The sequence below is a fragment of the Halomonas sp. 1513 genome (assembly GCA_001971685.1).
Taxonomy (GTDB): Bacteria; Pseudomonadota; Gammaproteobacteria; order Pseudomonadales; family Halomonadaceae; genus Franzmannia.
The window spans coordinates 566328-585669 of record CP019326.1; the positions used below are offsets into that span (position 1 = coordinate 566328).

Sequence of the window (19342 nt, forward strand, 5' to 3'; positions counted from 1 at the left end):
CTTGGCGGGTCAATCCTGGGCCAGGCTCTGGCGATGCTGCTTGAGCCGGTAGCGCAGCGCCAGCACGATCGACAGCGCCGCCAGGGTCAGCAGTGCCAGCGAGATGGGGCGGGTGAAGAACAGCGTCCAGTCCTCGTTGGTCATCAGCGCGCGGCGCAGGTTGGTCTCGGCGATGGGGCCGAGGATCACGCCCAGCACCAGCGGCGCCAGCGGATAGTCGAGTTTGGCCAGCACGTAGCCGAAGACGCCGATGCCGAGCAGCAGATAGATGTCGGTGATGCGGTTGTTGAGTGCAAAGGCGCCGACCATGCAGCAGGTCAGTACCACCGGCACGATCACCGACTTGGGCACGCTGGTGACCTTGAGAAACAGCCGCATGCTGAGCAGGCATACCACCAGCATCATGGCGCCGGCCAGGAACATCGCCATGAACATCCCATAGACGGTGTCGGCGTGGTCCATGATCAGGCGCGGGCCGACGCCGATGCCGTGCACCATCAGTGCCGCCATCAGCACCGCGTCCACCGCGCTGCCGGGGATGCCCAGGGCGATCATCGGGATCAGGCCGCCGCCGGAGGTCGCCGAATTGCCCGACTCCGAGGCGATCACCCCTTCGCTCGAGCCTTCGCCGAAGGCCTCGGGATGCTTGGAGCCGCGCTTGGCCTGGTCATAGGCCAGTAGGTTGGCGATGCTGCCGCCGGCGCCAGGCACCGCGCCGATGAAGACCCCGACCATCGACGAGCGCAGCAAGTTGAAGGGAAAGGAGAGCACCTCGCGCATCGCCGCCCAGGGCTTGAAGCTGATGCGGCTGTCGATCAGCTGCTTGCCGGCCTTGACCTCCTCGGCGTCCTCGACCTCGCGCAGCAGCTGGCTGACCGCGAAGATGCCGATCAGTACGATCAGGAAGGGGATGCCCGCCGAGAGCATGCGCAGGTCGAACGAGAAGCGCGTCACGCCCATCAGCGGGTCGGAGCCCACCGTGGCGATGATCAGGCCGATGGCGCCGGCCAGCAGGCCGCGCAGCATCGACTTGCCGACCAGGCTGGCGACGATGGTCAGGGCGAAGACCACCAGCGAGAAGTACTCCCAGGCGCCGAGCTTGACGGCGATCATGGCCAGCGGCGGGGCGGCGATGATCAGCACGATGGAGCTGATCAGGGTGCCGAAGAACGAGGCCCAGATGCCGATCGCCAGCGCCCGGCCGGGCTCGCCGCGGCGCGCCATGGGGTAGGCGTCGAAGGTGGTGGCCAAGGCCGAGGGCGTGCCGGGGATGCCCAGCAGCGCGGCGCTGATCATGCCGCCGGTATAGCCACCGATGTAAACCGCCAGCAGGGTGGCGACCCCCTGAAGCGCCGGCATGGTAAAGGTCAGCGGCAGCGCCAGCACGATGGCCATGGTGATGGTGAAGCCGGGAATGGCCGCGGTGATCACCCCGGCCACCACCCCCACCAGCATGGTCAGCATGGTGGGCAGGGTAAACAGCTGATCGGCCCCTGCCAGAATGGATTCCATCATGAGCGGATTCCTGGGTCAGCGAAGTAGATGCCTCGCGCCGCGCACGGCCTAGAGCAGTGCGCCGCGCGGTAGCGAAATCGAAAAGACGTGGCGAAACAGGGCGTCGAGGCCCACCGACATCAGCAGTGCGATGGCCGCGGCGATGGCCAGCTGGCGCGGTCGACGCGCGCCCAGTAGCACCTGACAGGCCAGCACGAAGGGCAGCGTGGCCCAGCGAAAGCCGACCAGCGGCATGGCGATGGCATAGAGGGTAAACAGCCCCAGCACGCCGAAGGCGAGCCGGTGTCGCCACAGCCAGGCGGCGACGCTGCCGCTGGGCAGCGCCGTGGTATGGCGCAGCTTGGCGGCTTCCTTGACGATCATGAGCACATTGAGCAGTGCCAGAATGGCCAGCATCAGGCGCGGGAAGCTGCCCGACCCGATCGGCTCCCAGGCCGACGACGGCAGCCCGCCGGCGTGGACGAACATGATCGCGGCGATGCCCAGCAGCGCCAGGTTGAAGACGATATGGCCAATCGCCTTGGCGCGCTCGCCTGAGGAAACGGGTTCCCGGCCTTGCGGCCGGGAGTCGGAGGTGGCACCACTCATTGCTGCAGGGTCCCTGCCAGGCGCTCGATGGTGGCATCGAGGGTGTCGAGGTGGTCACGGTATTCGTCGGGTCCCATGAACTGCACCTCGGCGCCGGCGTTGTTGACGCGAGTCACGAACTCCTCCTCGGACGCCATCGCTTCCACCGCGGCGGCCAGCACCTCGATGCGATCCTCGGGGGTGCCCAGCGGCGCGATCAGGCCGCGCAGGATCGACAGGTTGAGGTCGTCGTAGCCGAGTTCGGCAAAGGTCGGGACGTCGGGGGTCTGCTCCATGCGCTCGCTGTGGCCAACGGCCAGGAAGCGCAGGTCGTCGTTCTCGACGAACTGCAGGCTCGAGGCGATATCGCCCATCGCCGCGTCGATGTGCCCGCCGACCAGGGAGCGGATGCGCTCGCCGGTACCCTCGAAGCCGACGTAGCGGAACGACAGGTCCTCGGCGTCCTCGATCATCGCGCCGTGGATATGCGGTACCCCGCCGAGGGTCACGCCGAAGCGAATCTCGCCGGGATTGTCCTGGGCGTATTCGACGAACTCCTCGAAGGTCTCCCAGGGGCTGTCGGCGCTGACGGTCAGGTACTGGGGCGAGGCGGTGATCGCGGCGATCGGCTCGTAGTCGTCCCAGTTGTACTCGGTCATGCCGGTGTGGTGGGAGACCATGAAGCCGTCGTGGACCTGGCCGATGGTGTAGCCGTCGTTGTCGCGCTCGGCGAGATCGGCAAGGCCGGTGGTGCCGCTGACGCCGGGCATGTTGATTACCGGCATCGGCTGGCCGAGATGCGGCTCGATATGGTTGGAGACCAGGCGCATCAGCACGTCGCTGCCGCCCCCCGGTGCCCAGGGCACGATGAACTCCACGGGGCTGTCGGGGTAGTCGTCGGCGTGGGCGCTGGCGGCGAGGCCGCCCATCACCAGACCGATGCCGGCCAGGGTGGCGGTGGCCAGGGTGAGAGGATGGCGCGAGGCGACATTGGGGTTGTTGGGTGTCGGCATCTTGCTTCTCCGGTTTCTGTTGAGGAGGGGCCCGGCCGTGGCCGGGCCCGGTACTGCAGGGTTACCAGGGCAACACGGCTCCGTCGGTACGCGGCTCGGTGCCGCCGCTGAGCACGCCGCTGGTGCTGTCGCGCAGGATGATCTGGCCGCGGCCGAAGCTGATGGTGTCGGCGACCTTGACGATGTCGTGGCCGCGCCGCGCCAGGGCCTGGGCGAGGTGGTCGGGGAAGTGCGGCTCGACCTCGACGGTCTTGCCCTGGGTCCACTTCCAGCGCGGCATGTCCAGCGCCGCCTGGGGGTTGAGGTGGTCCTCGAGCATGCCGGTGATCACCTGCACGTGGCCCTGGGGCTGCATGTAGCCACCCATCACCCCGAACGGGCCCACCGCCTGGCCGTCCTTGGTGATGAAGCCGGGGATGATGGTGTGGTAGGTACGCTTGCCCGGGGCCAGGGCGTTGGGGTGCTCGGGGTCGAGCGAGAACGACCAGCCGCGGTTCTGCAGGCTGATACCGGTGCCGGGGATCACGATGCCCGAACCGAAGCCTTTGAAGTTGCTCTGGATGAACGACACCATGTTGCCGTCGCCATCGGCGGTGGCCAGGTAGACGGTGCCGCCGGTAAGCGGATTGCCGTGAACCGGGTCGACCGCCTGCTCGCCGATCAGCCCGGCGCGGGCCTTGAGATAGCCGTCGTCGAGCATCTGCTCGACGCTTGGCCGCATGGCATCGCGCTCGGTGACGTGGGCGAAACCGTCGACATAGGCCAGCTTGGTGGCCTCGATGCGGCGGTGCAGGGTCTCCACCGGGTCGCGGCCTTCGGGGCCCATGCGCTCCAGCATGCCCAGCGCCTGAAGCACGATCAGGCCGCTGCCGTTGGGCGGAATCTCCCAGATGTCGTGGCCCTTGTAGCGCACGCTGATCGGATCGACCCACTCAGGCTCGAAGCGCGCCAGGTCCTCCTTGCGCAGCAGCCCGCCGTGTTCGCGGAAGAAGGCGTCGATCTTGTCGGCCAGCTCGCCCTCGTAGAAGGCGCGGCCCTTGGTCGCGGCGATGGCGCGCAAGGAGCTGGCGTGGCCCGGCGATGACCAGCGCTCGCCGGGCTGGGGCGCGCGGCCCTCGGGGGCGAAGGTGTCGAGCCACGGCGCGAAGGCGGCCTCGTCGTAGGACGAGTAGGTGTGGAAGGCCTCGTCCCACATCTGGTGGATGACCGGCGAGACTGGAAAGCCCTCCTCGGCCAGCGCCACCGCCGGTGCCAGCAGGTCGGCGAAGGGCAGCTTGCCGAAGCGCTCCGAGAGCGCCGCCCAGGCCGCCGGCGCGCCGGGCACGGTGACCGGCAGCAGGCCGTGGTTGGGCACCCGGTCATGGCCCAGCGCCTGCATGGCCTCGATGCTGGCGGCCTGGGGGGCCGGACCGCTGGCGTTGAGGCCGTGCAGCTTGCCGTCGAGCCAGACGATGGCGAAGACGTCGCTGCCCAGGCCGTTGGAGGTGGGCTCGACCACGGTCAGCGCCGCGGCGGTGGCGATCGCGGCATCCACCGCGTTGCCGCCCTGCTGGAGAATGTTCATGCCGACCTGGGCGGCCAGCGGCTGAGAGGCGGCGACCATGCCGCGGGTGCCGAAGGTGGCCATGCGCCGCGAGGGGCTGGGGTAGTAAAGCGCATCGTGCTGCATAGGGAGCTCCTTGTGTTGGCTCAGCCGTCGCCGCGCTGGGCCTTGAGTCGGTTACGTTGAATCTTGCGGTCCTGATAGAGCGAGAAGATCACCGAGGCCACCGCCAGCGCCAGGAACAGCGCCGACAGCGGCCGGGTCAGGAAGGTCATCCAGCTGTCGTCGAGCTCCAGGGCACGGAACAGCTGGCGCTCCAGATTATTGCCCAGCACCACGCCGAGGATCAGCGGGGTGAGTGGCACCTCGGCCTTCCACAGCAGGTAGCCGATCACGCCGAACACGAACAGCACCCAGATATCGAACAGGTTGTTGTTCAGCGCGTAGGAGCCGATGGCGCACAGCATCAGTACCACCGGCACCAGGATCTCCTGGGGGATCAGCGAGATCTTGGCGAACCAGCGCACCAGCAGCAGCTGGCAGAGCACCATGATCACCGCGCCGATCAGCAGGCTGGCGTAGATGGCGCCGACCAGTATCGGGTTCTGCTCGAACATCAGCGGTCCCGGCGTGATGCCGTGCAGGATCAGCACGCCCATCATGATCGCCATCGGCAGGTCGCCGGGGATGCCGAGTGCCAGGGTGGGCACGAAGGCGCCGCCGGCCACCGCGCTGTTGGAGGCCTCCGAGGCGACGATGCCGCTGGGCGTGCCCTTGCCGAAGGTCTCCGGATGGCGCGAGAACTTCTTGGCCTGGTCGTAGCTGATGAAGTTGGCCACGGTGCCGCCGGTACCCGGCAGCGCGCCGACCAGGCTGCCGATCAGCGACGAGCGCAGGGTGTTGAGCTTCTGGCCGGCCATGTCCTTGAGGATGCGGCCGTAGGGGATCGTCACGTTGGTGTCGACGCCCTTGGCCTTGCCCTGCTCGTCGCGCAGCTTCTCGAGGTTGCCCATCAGCTGCGAGAAGGCAAAGATGCCGATCATCACCGGCAGGATCTCGAAGCCGGAGCCCAGTGCCGGGACGCCGAAGTCGAAGCGCAGGTTGCTGTTGCGGTCGTAGCCCACGGTGGTGATCAGCAGCCCTAGGGCGGCGGCCAGCAGGCCCTTGAGCAGCGCGCCGTTGGAGAGCCCGGCGACCAGCGTCAGGGCGAAGACGATCAGCGCGGTGATCTCCCAGGGCCGGAAGTTCATGCTGAAGCTGGCGATCAAGGGGCCGAAGAACACCAGCACCGCGACGCTGATCAGGGTGCCGATGAACGAGGCCGCCACGCCGATGCCGAGTGCGCGGCCGGGTTCGCCGTTCTGGGCCATGGGGTAGCCGTCGTAGACGGTGGTGATCGACGACGGCGTGCCGGGAATGCCCAGCATTACCCCGGAGACGATGCCGCCGGAGTAGCCGCCGACGAACACCCCGACCATCAGCGCGACGCCGCTGACCGGGTCCATGGCGAAGGTGAAGGGAAACACCACCAGGATCGCCATGGTCACGGTGAAGCCCGGAATGCTGCCGCCGATGATGCCGAACAGCACGCCGATGATGATCAGCGCCAGTACCGAGGGGCTGCTGACCTGGCCGAGGGCCTGTAGAAAGAAATCCGCCATGTGTCACTCCCAGGCGTCAGGGCAGCCAGACATTGAGGCCGAAGCGGAAGATCACGAACACCAGCGGCACCAGGGTGCAGCTGACGGCGAGATTGATGATCCACTTGCGGCGGGAATCGATCCCCAGCAGCAGTCCCAGGGAACTCACCAGGAAGGCCAGGGTGGCAATGATGTAGCCGAGTACCGGCAGCAGCGCGGCATACAGGCCGAACAGCACGAACAGCGAGAACACCGTGCGATTGTGGTGCAGCCACTCGCCGAAGCTGCGCCGCGGGGTGCTTCGCTCACCGGGGCCGGCGATCAGCGAGCGCACCAGGATCAGCAGCGACAGCAGGCCGGTCACCACCAGCAGGATGCGCGGGAACAGCGCCGAACCGTAGGGCTGCCAGGAGGTGGGTGGGCGGATATTGCCCGACTCGACCCACATCACGGCAACGATCAATAGCAGGACCAGCGCCAGGGCGCGGTCCTTGGTCAGTGTCAACATCGAGACATCTCCCGATTCCCGCCCCGACATGTCGGGGCGGGAATCTCACGCGGTTCCGGCTCAGTTCTGGAAGTCGATGTTCTCGGCGGCCGCCGACAGCGCGGCTTCGTTCTCGTCGAGGAACTCGAGGTAGTCGTCGCCGGCCAGGAAGCGCACCACCGAGCCGAACTCATTCTCGATACGGCTCTGCACTTCCTCGTTCTCGAGTGCCTGGCCATAGGCCTCGGCGATGGTGTCCTGGATCTCCTGCGGCGTGCCCTTGGGCGCGAAGATGCCGCGGCTGGTGGAGTGATCCATCTCGATGCCGAGCTCACGCAGGGTCGGCACGTCGGGCATGCTCTCCAGGCGCTCCGGGTGGGCGATGCCCAGCGGGCGGAAGGTGCCCTCCTCGAAGAACGAACCGCCGGACGGCAGGTTGAACATGGCGAAGTCGATCTCCTCGGCCATCAGCGCCGAAACCTGCTCGCCGGTGTCCGGGTAGCCGACCAGGCGCACGTCGGCCATGTCGATGCCGGCCTCCTGGAAGAACTGTGCCCAGAAGAAGTGGTCGGTGGAGCTCGGGATCATGCTGAAGCGCACCTGGCCCGGGTTCTCGCGCACGTAGTCGGCGATCTCGTCGGCGCTCTGCACCTCGTGGTTAGCGTGCGCCGTGGGGATGTTGATGGTCTGGGTCAGCAGCGCGATCGGCTCGAAGGCATCGAAGGAGTAGTCGACGGTGCCGGCCAGCTTGGACAGCGCGATGGTGTCGTGGCTGCCGAGCAGGGTGTAGCCGTCCGGGTCGGCCTCCTTGACGTTGCGCGAGCCCAGCGTGGCGCCGGCGCCGGCCATGTTGACCGGCACGATCGACTCGCCCAGGTACTGCTCGGCTTCCTGGGAGATCAGCCGGAAGATGATGTCGGTGGCGCCGCCGGGGCCGTAGGGAATGACCAGCCGGATATCCTGCTCGGGATAGTCGGCCTGGGCGGTGCTGGTAAAGCCCAGGCTCGATGCCAGGCCGATGGCCGCGATGGCGGTGGTGAGAGTCAGCTTCGAACGCGTCATGATGGACACCTTTTATATTGTGGTGGTGTGGTATAACGCCGGACTTGCCGGCGGCGAGTGAGCGCGTGATCCCGTTGTCGGGTTATTGTGTCGTTGCGGGGGCGTCTCAGCCCAGGAACAATCCTCCATAAACCAGGGCGCCGAGCACCACGAAGGCCGGATGGGCGCGAAATCGCAGCAGCGCCACGGCGGCCACGGCGCCGATCAGCAGGGTGTGGAGCAGCCCGGCGCTGTTGATGCCCTCGCTGAAGAAGCTCCAGGTCAGCCAGGCCATCATCAGCGCGATCACCGGGCGCACCCACTGGCTCATGCGCTTGACCCGCGGCGACTCGCGGTGGCGATAGAGCAGCCCCAGGGCGCCGAGCATCAGCAGCAGCGACGGCACCACGGTGGCGAACACCGCCACCACCGCGCCGCCGATACCGGCCACGTCATAGCCCACGTAGCCGGCCATCTTGGTGGCGATGGGGCTGGGCAGGGCGTTGCCCAGGGCCAGGGTCTCGGCGAACTCCTGGGCGCCCATCCAGCCATAGCGGCCGACCACTTCGGCCTCGATCAGCGGGATGATCGCCGGGCCGCCGCCGTAGCCGATGATGTTGGGGATGAAGAAGGCCAGGAACAGCTCCCAGTAGATCATGAGGTGGCCTCCTTGGGCGTCGGACGCAGCAGTGCCGCGGCCAGGATGCCGCCGATCACCCAGCCGGGGTGCACGCCGAGCCAATAGATCAGCACGCCGGCCACCGCCGCCATGGCCAGGCTGACCAGCCAGCCCAGCACCAGCTGCGACTTGTTGAGGAAGTCCCAGGCCAGCTGGCCCATCATCACCATCACCACCGGCACCACGCCTTGGCCCATGCCCTGGATCCAGGCCACGTCGCGGTAGCGGCTGAACACGCCGAGCAGGGCGATCATGGCGATGATGGTGGGCAGGATCACCGCCAGCACGGCGTTGATGCAGCCGGTGACGCCGGCGACGCGATAGCCGATGTAGCCGGGCATCTTGGTGGCGATGGGGCCGGGCAGGGTATTGGCGATGGCCAGGATATCGGCGAACTCTTCATCGCTGAGCCAGGCGTGGCGCTTGACCACCTCCTGCTGGACGAGGGGGATCATCGCCGGGCCGCCGCCGAAGCCGAGCAGGCCGATGCGCAGGAAGGCCATGAACAGGTCGCGCTGACGGGCATCGCCGCGCTGTGTCGTCGACAGGCTCATGCCCTCACCCTGCGAGCCGCTACCGGCAACGCCTTATTTATGGTTGATATTGTCATTCTCAATCGTCTTGTGACTAAAAAATCGATTATTCTCCATCGACTATAGTGTCACGCTTCGACGCGAGTCAAGCGCTTGGCGGCGAGCATCTGGGTTGGCAGTGGAGCGCTGGGCGAGGTTCGAGAGTAGGTGAAAGAAGAGGCAACTGAGGCTGGCCGTAGCCAGCCTCTGCTGTGTTCAGACGATCTTGAGCTGCACGTCACCGACGCCATCGACGTGGCCTTCGAGGGTGTCGCCTTTGCTGACGGGGCCCACCCCTGCCGGGGTGCCGGTCATGATGATATCGCCGGGTGCCAGTTCGAACAGCCCCGAGAGGTGCTCGATGACTTCAGGGATTTTCCAGATCAGCTGGTTGAGGTCCCCCTCCTGCTTCACCTCACCGTTGACCTTGAGCCAGACTGCGCCGTTGTCGACGTCGACGCCCTCCTTCTTGACGATCGGGCTGCACGGCGCCGACTTCTCGAACGCCTTGCCGATCTCCCAGGGGCGGCCCATCTTCTTGGCCTGGCTCTGCAGGTCGCGCAGGGTCATGTCGAGGCCCACGGCGTAGCCGTAGACGTGGTCCATGGCGTGGTCGGTGGAGATGTGGCGGCCGCCCTTGCCGATGGCAACCACCAGCTCGATCTCATGGTGCACGTCCTGGGAGTGGGCGGGGAGGGTGAAATCGCCGCCCAGGGTCACGTTGTCGGGATTCTTCTGGAAGAAGAACGGCGGCTCCTTGTCCGGGTCGTGACCCATTTCGACGGCATGGGCGGCGTAGTTGCGGCCCACGCAGTAGACGCGGCGGATCGGGAAGCGCGCATCGCTGCCGGCCACCGGCAAGCTGGCGGGCTGAGACGGCGTGAACACGTAGTTGTCTTGAGTCATGGACGGGTCCTTGGGGGTTGGGCGCCCGCCGCTCGGCGGCGGGCGCGGTGGTGAAGGGGTGCGCTTACTCGTCGATGTTGTCGACGATCTCGCGATAGCGCTCGATCTCGGACTCGATCAGTGCCACGAAGTCGTCCGGCGACTCGCTGAAGACCGGCTCGGCGCCGTTGTCGCGCAGCGCCTCGCGGACCGCTTCGTCGTTCTCGATCATGTCGGCGATCTCGCCGTGCAGCTTGGCCACGATATCGTCATCGGTGCCGGCCGGGGCGAAGATGCCCAGCCACAGTGCGGCCAGGTAGCCGTCGATCCCTGCCTCCTCGACGGTGGGGACATCGGGCAGCTGTGAGGCACGGTTGGCGGTACCCACGCCCAGCGCGCGCAGTTGCTCGTTCTGGATGGCCGAGTACACCGCCGGGAAGCTGCCGAACAGGTAGTCGATCTCCCGGCCGAGCATGGCGGTGGTGGCTTGGGCATTGCCCTCATAGGGGATGTGCACGGCATCGACGTCGGCCATGTCATTGAACATCAGCGCCGACAGGTGAGTGGTGCTGCCGGCCCCGGCGGAGCCGAAGTTCATGTCGCCGGGATTCTCGTGGGCGTGGTCGATGACGTCCTGCACCGAGTGGAAATCGGAGTCGGGGTGCACCACCAGCACATAGGGTGTTTCGGCAACCAGGCTGATCGGTTCGAAGTCATCGATGGGGTGGTAGCCGACGTCGTCGTGGACTAGATAGCCGACGGCATGGGTGCTGGTCGAGCCGACCGACAGGGTGTAGCCATTATTGTTGGCGTTGGAGGCTGCGTGTGTCCCCACGGTACCGCCCGCGCCGCCGCGATTTTCGTAGACGAACGGCTGGCCGAGGCGGTCGGAGAGCGGTTGGCCCACGGTACGGCCGACGATATCCGTCGAGCCGCCGGCGCCGAACGGGATGATCAGGCGAATTTCCCGCTCGGGGTAGTCGGCGGCGGCGGAGGTCGCGACCATCATGCTGAGTGCGGGGATCGCGGCAAGGGTAGCGAGGGGTTTGATGAGCGTTGGCATTGTTGTACTCCGGTCTTGATGTTGGGCGTATCGCCGGTTGTGGCGCACGGTCGAGCCGTGCGCAGGATGCAGCGTGATCGACTAGGCGGCTCTGGCCTTCCAGCGCCGGTAGAGCCCTGGGCCGAGCACGATTGCAATGATGAATACGGCAAGTATCAGGAAACTCAGGCTGATCGGGCGGGTGAAGAAGATGCTGAAGTCGCCGCGGGAAATCAGCATCGAGCGACGCAGGTTCTCCTCCACCATCGGGCCCAGGATCAAGCCGAGCAGCAGCGGCGCCGCTTCGCAGCGCAGCTTGATGAACAGATAGCCGACCAGCCCGAAGCCGGCGGCGAGGAAGACGTCGAAGATCTCCAGGTGCAGGCTGTACATGCCGATCGAGATAAAGGTCACGATGGCCGGAAACATGATGCGGTAGGGGATCGACAGCATCTTGATCCAGATGCCGACCAGCGGCAGGTTGAGGATCAGCAGAAGCAGGTTGCCGATCCAGAAGCTGGCGATCAGCGCCCAGAAGAAGTCCGGGCTGGAGGTCACGATCTGCGGCCCGGGCACCAGGCCATGCATCATCATGGCGCCGAGGATCAGCGCCATGGTGGCGTCACCGGGCACGCCCAGCGAGAGGGTGGGGATGAAAGAGGTCTGTGCCGCCGCGTTGTTGGCCGCCTCAGGTGCGGTCACACCCTCGATGGCGCCCTTGCCGAAACGGCTGGGATCCTTGGCGACCTTCTTTTCCACGGCATAGGCGGCGAAGGTGCTCATCGCCGGCCCGGCGCCGGGCAACAATCCAAGCAGCGAGCCGATGCCGGTGCCGCGCGCGGTGGCGCCAGCCGAGTCGCGCAGATCGCGCTTGGTGGGGATCAAATCGCGCCACGGCACCTTGCCGACGAAGCGTTCACGTTTCTCGCCCAGGGCCACATTGTTGAGCACCTCGGCCAGGCCGAACAGGCCGATGATCACGACCACGAAGCCCATGCCGTCGTAGAGACTCATGCTGCCGAAGGTAAAGCGGGGTATGCCGGAGGTCACGTCCTGGCCGACCATGCCCAGCAGCAGGCCGAGAATCACCATGGCGATGCCCTTGATCAGCGAGCCATTGACCAATACGGCTGCACCGAGCAGACCGGCAAGCATCAGCGAGAAGTACTCCGGTGAACCGAAGCGCAGCGCGAACTGGGCCAGCGGCGGAGCAAAGAGGGCAATGATGACGATCGCCACGCAGGCGGCGGCGAAGGAGACGATGGTAGTCATTACCAGGGCGGGCCCAGCGCGCCCCTGCTGGGCCATCGGGTGACCGTCGAGGGCGACCACCACCGAAGCGGCGGTGCCCGGCAGGTTGAGCAGGATGGCCGTGGTCGAGCCGCCGTACATGGCGCCATAGTAGAGCCCGGCGATCATGATGATCGCCTCGGTGGGCGGCAGGTGGAAGGTGACCGGCAGCAGCAGGCCGATGGTGGCCAGCGGACCGATCCCCGGCAATACGCCGATGAAGGTTCCCAGAGTCACGCCAATGAAGCAGTACAGCAGCGTCTCGGGTGACAGCGCGATGCCGAAGCCTAATGCGAGGTGGTCGAGGAATTCCATTAGTTACCCCACAGCTGCAGAGGAAGGCCGATGCCGTAGCGGAATATTCCCGCCGAGAGGACGGCCATGAACAGCGCCAGCAGCAGCGTGGAGCGCCACTTCATGCCTGGCTCGGCGAACGAGCAGATGATCACCAGGCCGATGACCGAGGCGATGAGGCCGATGTGCTCGATGGTCAGGGCGAAGAAGCTCATCCCGCCGAGCACGAACAGCATCGAGCGTCCCGCCTTGAGCATGCCGGCTCGTTTGGTGCTGTCATCCTCGGTGGAAGGGGCAGTGGCGTGCTTGCGTCGCAGCGCCTGGCGGAATCCCTCGAGATTCTTCAATACCAGCACCATGCCGAGGATGGCGATGATGGCGCCTAGCACCGTCGGGAAGAACCCCGGGCCCATGCGATCGATGCTGCCCAGCGGATAGTTGCGCGCGGTGATCATCGCCCCCAGGCCGATGGCGGTGAAGATGGCGCCGGAATAGAGATCCAGAGTGGGGTCGATGTTGTCATTATTGGTCGACATGCTGCCCTCCTTCAGCGTGGGGGCTGTGGCATGCGAGTGAGGCTGGCGTGTCGCTCTTCATGATGTCGTCCTCGTTGTATTGTTGGATGAGGATGGTGTCGTGATGGCCGCTATCGATATCGTTGGTTAACCCAGGAACAGCCCTCCGTAGACTAGGGCGCCGAGCACCACGAAGGCCGGATGGGCGCGAAATCGCAGCAGCGCCACGGCGGCCACGGCGCCGATCAGCAGGGTGTGGAGCAGCCCGGCGCTGTCGACGCCCTCGCTGAAGAAGCTCCAGGTCAGCCAGGCCATCATCAGCGCGATCACCGGGCGCACCCACTGGCTCATGCGCTTGACCCGCGGCGACTCGCGGTGGCGGTAGAGCAGCCCCAGGGCGCCGAGCATCAGCAGCAGCGACGGCACCACGGTAGCGAACACCGCCACCACCGCGCCGCCGATACCCGCCACGTCATAGCCCACGTAGCCGGCCATCTTGGTGGCGATGGGGCTGGGCAGGGCGTTGCCCAGGGCCAGGGTCTCGGCGAACTCCTGGGCGCCCATCCAGCCATAGCGGCCGACCACTTCGGCCTCGATCAGCGGGATGATCGCCGGGCCGCCGCCGTAGCCGATGATGTTGGGAATGAAGAAGGCCAGGAACAGCTCCCAGTAGATCATGAGCGAGCCTCCTGCTTGGGCACCGGACGCAGCAGTGCCGCGGCCAGGATGCCGCCGATCACCCAGCCGGGGTGCACGCCGAGCAGGTAGATCAGCACGCCGGCCACCGCCGCCATGGCCAGGCTGACCAGCCAGCCCAGCACCAGTTGCGACTTGTTGAGGAAGTCCCAGGCCAGCTGGCCCATCATCACCATCACCACCGGCACCACGCCCTGGCCCATGCCCTGGATCCAGGCCACGTCGCGGTAGCGGCTGAACACGCCGAGCAGGGCGATCATGGCGATGATGGTGGGCAGGATCACCGCCAGTACGGCGTTGACGCAGCCGGTGACGCCGGCGACGCGATAGCCGATATAGCCGGGCATCTTGGTGGCGATGGGGCCGGGCAGGGTATTGGCGATGGCCAGGATATCGGCGAACTCTTCATCGCTGAGCCAGGCGTGGCGCTTGACCACCTCCTGCTGGACGAGGGGGATCATCGCCGGGCCGCCGCCGAAGCCGAGCAGGCCGATGCGCAGGAAGGCCATGAACAGGTCGCGCTGACTGGCACTGCGACCTTGGGTAGTCGAGTGCGACATCATGGCGACCTATGACAGAGGAAGCGTGGCGTGTAGTCGTCGTATTTTTTCATTGCTAATCGTCTTGTTGTTATAAAATCGATTATTATATTTAGAACGTAGATTGTTCTTCGAGGATGCGTCAAGCTCTGTGGTCATAGAGTGGCCCTTCCATGGGAGGAGAGATGGACGTCCCGCAACGCAAACAGAGTGCTACCACCGCCAGTCGGGTGTTCGACGCCATGCGTCATGACCTGGTCAATGGCCGCTTTGCCGCCGGCGAGAAGGTGGCCATCAATGGTCTCAAGGAGCAGTATCAGGTGGGCCTGAGCCCGCTGCGCGAGGCGCTCAACCGCCTCGCCGCCTATGGGCTGCTGGTGCAGGAGAATCAGCGCGGTTTCCGGGTGCCGCGCCTGGACCGACGCGAACTCGACGATGTCGCCGGCATGCGCCGCGAGCTGGAAGGCATGGCACTCGAGCGCGCGATCCTCAACGGCGACGCAGAGTGGGAATCGGAGCTGCTGGCCGCCGCTCACCGCCTCAAGCGAGCCGATCTGTCGCCGACCAAGGTCGATGAGTGGGAGCAACTGCACTCACGCTTCCACAGTACCCTGGTGGCGCCCTGCGGCTCGGTATGGCTGCTGCGCTTCATCGACCAGTTGCACGACCAGTTCGACCGCTATCGGCGCATGGCCCCCGGCGTGCCCGAGGTGCGCAAGATCCTCGATGCCCAGCACGGCGAGCTGGTCGAGCTGGCCCTGGAGCGCGACGTCAAGGCGGCGCGGGCGCTGCTCGAGGACCATATCGACCGCTCTTATGAAGTGGCGCGGGGAAGCTGCAAGTAGGCGCTACTCGCCGACGCTGAGGCGCCCCTTGAGGCGTGAGGTCAGCTCGCTCAAGCGAGCCGGGTCTTGGTCGGCGGGCCAGCCGACCCGCAGGCTCACGCCGCTGGCGTGATAGTCGGCCCCGCGTACCGGAATTTGCTGCTCGCTGAGCCAGCTGCGGGCCTCGGCTTCGCCGGCGAAATCGACGCCGAGGGTGAGCGCACGGCGGGGCGTGAAATCTATCAGCGGCAGCTGCTCGAGCCCCTTGGACACGGCCTGGGCATAGGCGCGGGCCAAACCGCCGGTGCCCAGCTTGGTACCGCCGAAGTAGCGAATGACCACGCACCCCACCTGGCCGATGCCGGCCCCCTCCAGCACCTGGAACATTGGGCGCCCCGCGGTGCCGCCGGGCTCGCCGTCGTCGGAGAAACCGATCGCCTGCTGCTCGCCGGGCGGGCCGGCAACGAAGGCACTACAGTGGTGGCTGGCGCCGGGATGAGCCTGGCGGGCGGCGGCCAGCAGCGACTCGAATGCCTCGGCGGTCGGCGCATGGCAGAGCCAGGCAATGAAGCGACTCTTCTCTACCTCCAGCTCGCTCTCGAGCCATAGACCCTCCTCGAGGTCGGGAATCGGATAGCCCATTACATCAGCTGAGTCGGCTGACGCATCACACCCATCACCATGCCCAGCACCTTGATGTCGTCGTTTTTGAGAAAGATCGGCGCCATGCTTTCGTTGGCCGGCTGTAGGCGCACCCCGGCTTTCTCGATATACAGCTTCTTCAGGGTGACCTCCTGATCATTGATCATGACCACCGCCGTTTCGCCGTTCTCGGCGCTCTCCTGGCGTTCGATGATGATCACGTCGCCGTCGAAGATATTGCACTCGATCATCGAGTCGCCGCACACACGCAGCGCGTAGGTATTGCGCCGCACCATGCTCGACGGCACATAGACGCTGGCGGTGTCGGTACACGCCTCGATGGGCATGCCCGCCGAGACCTTGCCGAGCAGCGGCACCTCGACCAGCTCGCCAAGCTGGTGGTCATCGAGCGCCTCCCAGGCGTCTGCCATGGGCAGATTAGGGCGCCGTTGCAGGTAGTGCGGGGCGGTGTGAAGCATGCTCTTTCTCCCTCCGGGGCGGGGTGCTAATACCTGTTATTTTTTACAGCACTTCTGCATCATAGCAAGGGCGGCGGGAGTCGCAAGTCCTGACGATCCGGCGGCCACGCTTGATTGAGATCAAGGCAAGTCCCGATGCGACCGGCTGACGCAGGCCCGGCGCTAGCCGCATCAGGCCATTCCGTGTAGAGTGCCGAGCCAATAATCGATGCTGGGAGACCGCGGTGCAGAGTGCGCTGAAAGGGGCCTTGAGCTTCCGTCTGCAAGCCCGCCAGCTGACCTGTGAGCGCGATGACCGCGTGCTCTTTCATGGCCTGGATCTCGAGGTGGGACCGGGGCAGATCGTGCGCATCGAGGGGCCCAACGGCAGCGGCAAGACCACGCTGCTCAAAATCCTCTCGGGGCAGCTCAGCGACTATCAGGGTGAGCTGTACTGGGACGAGGCGCCGATGCACGCCGCGCGGGATGCCTTTCTCGCCAATCTGCTCTACCTGGGACACGCCCCGGGCATCAAGGGCGCGCTCACGGCGCTGGAGAACCTCAGCTGGCACCAGGCGATGGCCGGTGAGGCGGGCGAGCATCAGGCGCGCATGGCGGCGCTGGCCGAGATCGGCCTGGCGGGCTTCGAAGACGTGCCCTGCGCCCAGCTCTCGGCGGGCCAGCAGCGGCGCGTGGCGTTGGCCCGGTTGAGCCTGATACCGCGCCTGCTGTGGGTGCTCGACGAGCCCTTCACGGCCATCGACAAGGACGGCGTGGCAGCGCTGGAGAGGCGCTTGCTCTCCCACGCTGCCCGCGGGGGGAGCGTGATACTCACCACCCACCATGACCTGGCACCGCTCGGCGATATTCGCCGCGTGCGTCTTGGCGAAGGAGGCCGTGTCAATGCAGCACGCTGAGCGCCTGGCGGTGACGGAACCCCGCGGCGGCCTGGGGGTCGCACTAGCGGCGACGCTGCGCCGGGATCTGACGCTGTTGATGCGGCGCCGCAGTGAGGTGATGAACCCGCTGGTGTTCTTCGCCCTGGTGATCACGCTGTTCCCGCTGGGTATCTCGCCGGACGCTGCGCTGCTCGCCACCGTGGCCCCGGGACTGCTGTGGGTGGCGGCGCTGTTGGCGACGCTGCTGTCGCTCGATTCGCTGTTTCGCGCCGACTTCGAGGATGGCTGTCTCGAGCAGATGCTGCTGGCACCCCAGCCGCTGGCGCTGATGGTGATGGCCAAGGTCGCGGTACACTGGCTATTGACCGGCCTGCCGCTGGCGCTGATGGCGCCGCTGCTGGGCATCACCCTGGCGCTGCCGGCGGGCAGCTACGGCATCCTGATGCTGTCGCTGGCACTCGGCACGGCCAGCCTGAGCCTGATCGGCGCCATCGGTGCGGCGCTGACGGTGGGCCTGGCGCGCGGCGGCGTGCTGCTGTCGTTGCTGGTGCTGCCGCTCTACGTGCCGGTGCTGATCTTCGGTACCGGGGCGGTGCAGGCGGCGCTACTGGGCGATGCGCTGGCCGCCCATCTGGCGATTCTCGGCGCGCTGCTAGCCGGCGCGCTGATGCTGGCGCCCTGGGCGATTGCCGCGTCGCTGCGAATCAGTATCAACGGTTGAGAGGTTGAGAGGCATGTGGGCCTTTATTAACAAGTTGCGTTCCCCGCGGTGGTTCTACGCCATCAGCGCCAGGCTGCAGCCCGTCTTCTGGGTCGCCGCGACGCTGCTGCTGGTCGTGGGTACCGTGTGGGGTCTGGCCTTTGCCCCGGCCGACTACCAGCAGGGCAACAGCTTCCGGATCATCTATGTACACGTGCCGGCGGCATTCCTGGCCCAGTCGATCTTCGTCAGCATGGCGGTGGCGGCGGTGGTGTTCATGGTATGGAAGATCAAGATCGCCGACATGGCCGCTGCGGTGATGGCGCCGCTGGGCGCGGCGATGACCTTTATCGCGCTGTTCTCCGGTGCAGTGTGGGGCGTGCCGACCTGGGGCACCTGGTGGATGTGGGACGCCCGCCTCACCTCGATGCTGATCCTGCTGTTCCTGTATTTCGGCGTGATCGCTCTGCGCGGCGCCTTCGCCAGCCGCGACAGCGGCTCGCGGGCCGCCTCGGTGCTGGCCATGGTGGGGGTGATCAATATCCCGATCATCAAGTACTCGGTAGACTGGTGGCATACCCTGCACCAGCCGGCGACCTTCACCGTGACCGGTCGCGTGGCCATGCCGATGGAAATGTGGGCGCCGCTGCTGATCATGGTGCTAGGTTTCTACTGTTTCTTCATCGCCCTGACGCTGATGCGCACGCGTAACGAGATCCTGCGTCGTGAGTCGCGCAAGCGCTGGGTACGTGACCTGGCCGGAGGAGGGGACTGATGGCGTTTGCCTCACTTCAGGACTTCTTTGCCATGGGCGGCCACGCCCCCTATGTGTGGTCGGCCTGGGCGGTGACCGCGCTGCTGCTACTGGGATCGGTAGTTTACGCGCGCGCCGAGCGCCGCCAATTGATCCGTGATCTGCAACGACGTGAACGCAGGGAGCGCCGTGTCGGAAGCGAACCAGCGAGGAACCTAGCCGATGACACCTAAACGCAAACAGAAGCTCTTCATCATCCTGGGGCTGATGTCCCTGGCGGCCATTGCCATCGGCCTGACGCTGTTCGCCCTGCGCAGCAACATCAACCTGTTCTTCAGTCCGGTACAGATCGCCGCCGGCGATGCTCCCTATGAACGCACCATTCGCGCCGGCGGCATGGTGCGCGAGGGATCGGTATCGCGCAACGCCGACAGCCTCGACGTCGAGTTCACCGTGACCGACTATGTCGACGATGTGCGGGTGCATTTCAACGGCATCCTGCCCGACCTGTTCCGTGAAGGGCAGGGCGTGGTGGTGGTCGGTGAGCTGCAGCCAGACGGCTGGATCCGCGCCAATGAGGTGCTGGCGCGTCACGACGAAAACTACATGCCGCCTGAGGTCGCTCAGGCGCTGGAAGAGGCAGGCTATTCGCCCGCCGATTTCCAGGCCAAGGCCGCCGAAGTCGGCAAACGACTCGAAGCCCAGGGCGAATACGCTGACGACAACGGCGCCAGCCAGTACTGATCC

General features: G+C 66.1%; 23 protein-coding genes. 6 read left to right on the plus strand and 17 right to left on the minus strand.

The genetic code is table 11. The features are described from left to right. Positions 1-9: 9 nt before the first annotated feature. From BWR19_02585 to BWR19_02655, 15 genes are all read right to left on the minus strand, one after another. Positions 10-1512 (minus strand): hypothetical protein, encoded by a 1503-nt coding sequence (locus tag BWR19_02585; GenBank protein ID APX94866.1) that lies wholly within the window; start codon positions 1510-1512, stop codon positions 10-12. A 51-nt stretch (positions 1513-1563) separates the two neighbouring features. Further along, positions 1564-2103, minus strand: coding sequence for a hypothetical protein (locus tag BWR19_02590; protein APX91921.1), 540 nt, complete (start codon positions 2101-2103; stop codon positions 1564-1566). Beyond that, positions 2100-3011 (minus strand): hypothetical protein, encoded by a 912-nt coding sequence (locus BWR19_02595; GenBank protein ID APX94867.1) that lies wholly within the window; start codon positions 3009-3011, stop codon positions 2100-2102. The genes BWR19_02590 and BWR19_02595 overlap by 4 nt, the downstream gene beginning before the upstream one ends. Positions 3012-3156: 145 nt before the next feature. Continuing rightward, positions 3157-4764, minus strand: coding sequence for a gamma-glutamyltransferase (locus BWR19_02600; protein ID APX91922.1), 1608 nt, complete (start codon positions 4762-4764; stop codon positions 3157-3159). A 20-nt stretch (positions 4765-4784) separates the two neighbouring features. Continuing rightward, positions 4785-6299 (minus strand): Tat pathway signal protein, encoded by a 1515-nt coding sequence (locus BWR19_02605; protein ID APX91923.1) that lies wholly within the window; start codon positions 6297-6299, stop codon positions 4785-4787. 16 nt (positions 6300-6315) lie between these two features. Beyond that, complete coding sequence (locus BWR19_02610; GenBank protein ID APX91924.1) at positions 6316-6786, minus strand: hypothetical protein; 471 nt, start codon at positions 6784-6786, stop codon at positions 6316-6318. Between the two features lie 60 nt (positions 6787-6846). Further along, entirely contained in the window at positions 6847-7827 is a 981-nt protein-coding gene (locus tag BWR19_02615; GenBank protein ID APX91925.1) for a Bordetella uptake protein, read from the minus strand. A gap of 106 nt (positions 7828-7933) precedes the next feature. Then, a complete protein-coding gene (locus tag BWR19_02620) occupies positions 7934-8464 on the minus strand; it encodes a transporter (protein ID APX91926.1) in 531 nt (176 codons plus the stop codon). Further along, the gene (locus tag BWR19_02625; GenBank protein ID APX91927.1) at positions 8461-9039 is read right to left on the minus strand and encodes a chromate transporter; all 579 of its coding nucleotides are present in this window, start codon (positions 9037-9039) and stop codon (positions 8461-8463) included. Before BWR19_02625 ends, BWR19_02620 begins: the two co-directional genes overlap by 4 nt. A gap of 234 nt (positions 9040-9273) precedes the next feature. Then, positions 9274-9963: a 5-carboxymethyl-2-hydroxymuconate isomerase gene (locus tag BWR19_02630; protein ID APX91928.1), complete on the minus strand. Its 690-nt coding sequence runs from the start codon at positions 9961-9963 to the stop codon at positions 9274-9276. A 64-nt stretch (positions 9964-10027) separates the two neighbouring features. Next, positions 10028-11005, minus strand: coding sequence for a hypothetical protein (locus BWR19_02635; GenBank protein ID APX91929.1), 978 nt, complete (start codon positions 11003-11005; stop codon positions 10028-10030). A gap of 81 nt (positions 11006-11086) precedes the next feature. Further along, positions 11087-12589 (minus strand): hypothetical protein, encoded by a 1503-nt coding sequence (locus tag BWR19_02640; protein ID APX91930.1) that lies wholly within the window; start codon positions 12587-12589, stop codon positions 11087-11089. Beyond that, entirely contained in the window at positions 12589-13104 is a 516-nt protein-coding gene (locus BWR19_02645; GenBank protein APX91931.1) for a hypothetical protein, read from the minus strand. Before BWR19_02645 ends, BWR19_02640 begins: the two co-directional genes overlap by 1 nt. Before the next feature lie 126 nt (positions 13105-13230). Next, positions 13231-13761, minus strand: coding sequence for a transporter (locus BWR19_02650; GenBank protein ID APX91932.1), 531 nt, complete (start codon positions 13759-13761; stop codon positions 13231-13233). After that, positions 13758-14339 (minus strand): chromate transporter, encoded by a 582-nt coding sequence (locus tag BWR19_02655; GenBank protein ID APX94868.1) that lies wholly within the window; start codon positions 14337-14339, stop codon positions 13758-13760. The genes BWR19_02650 and BWR19_02655 overlap by 4 nt, the downstream gene beginning before the upstream one ends. 164 nt (positions 14340-14503) lie before the next feature. Between BWR19_02655 and BWR19_02660 the strand changes: the two genes are divergently transcribed. Beyond that, positions 14504-15163 (plus strand): GntR family transcriptional regulator, encoded by a 660-nt coding sequence (locus BWR19_02660; GenBank protein ID APX91933.1) that lies wholly within the window; start codon positions 14504-14506, stop codon positions 15161-15163. Positions 15164-15166: 3 nt separating this feature from the next. Here the strand turns inward: BWR19_02660 and BWR19_02665 are convergent, their stop codons facing one another. Both BWR19_02665 and BWR19_02670 read right to left on the minus strand, forming a co-directional pair. Beyond that, positions 15167-15784 (minus strand): IMPACT family protein, encoded by a 618-nt coding sequence (locus BWR19_02665; protein APX91934.1) that lies wholly within the window; start codon positions 15782-15784, stop codon positions 15167-15169. Beyond that, positions 15784-16263 carry a repressor LexA gene (locus BWR19_02670; protein ID APX91935.1) on the minus strand — a complete coding sequence of 160 codons (480 nt, stop codon included), beginning with the start codon at positions 16261-16263 and terminating at the stop codon, positions 15784-15786. Before BWR19_02670 ends, BWR19_02665 begins: the two co-directional genes overlap by 1 nt. Positions 16264-16511: 248 nt before the next feature. On the opposite strand from BWR19_02670, the gene BWR19_02675 reads away from it, so the two are divergent. From BWR19_02675 to BWR19_02695, 5 genes are read left to right on the plus strand one after another with little or no spacing between them, the layout of a single operon-like run. Further along, positions 16512-17159 carry a heme ABC transporter ATP-binding protein CcmA gene (locus BWR19_02675; protein APX94869.1) on the plus strand — a complete coding sequence of 216 codons (648 nt, stop codon included), beginning with the start codon at positions 16512-16514 and terminating at the stop codon, positions 17157-17159. After that, on the plus strand, positions 17146-17862 hold the full coding sequence (locus tag BWR19_02680) for a heme exporter protein CcmB (GenBank protein APX91936.1): 717 nt from the start codon (positions 17146-17148) through the stop codon (positions 17860-17862). Before BWR19_02675 ends, BWR19_02680 begins: the two co-directional genes overlap by 14 nt. A gap of 13 nt (positions 17863-17875) precedes the next feature. Beyond that, positions 17876-18616: a heme ABC transporter permease gene (locus BWR19_02685; protein ID APX91937.1), complete on the plus strand. Its 741-nt coding sequence runs from the start codon at positions 17876-17878 to the stop codon at positions 18614-18616. After that, positions 18616-18828: a heme exporter protein CcmD gene (locus BWR19_02690; protein ID APX91938.1), complete on the plus strand. Its 213-nt coding sequence runs from the start codon at positions 18616-18618 to the stop codon at positions 18826-18828. Before BWR19_02685 ends, BWR19_02690 begins: the two co-directional genes overlap by 1 nt. Continuing rightward, positions 18818-19339 (plus strand): cytochrome c biogenesis protein CcmE, encoded by a 522-nt coding sequence (locus BWR19_02695; protein APX91939.1) that lies wholly within the window; start codon positions 18818-18820, stop codon positions 19337-19339. Before BWR19_02690 ends, BWR19_02695 begins: the two co-directional genes overlap by 11 nt. Positions 19340-19342 lie beyond the last annotated feature (3 nt).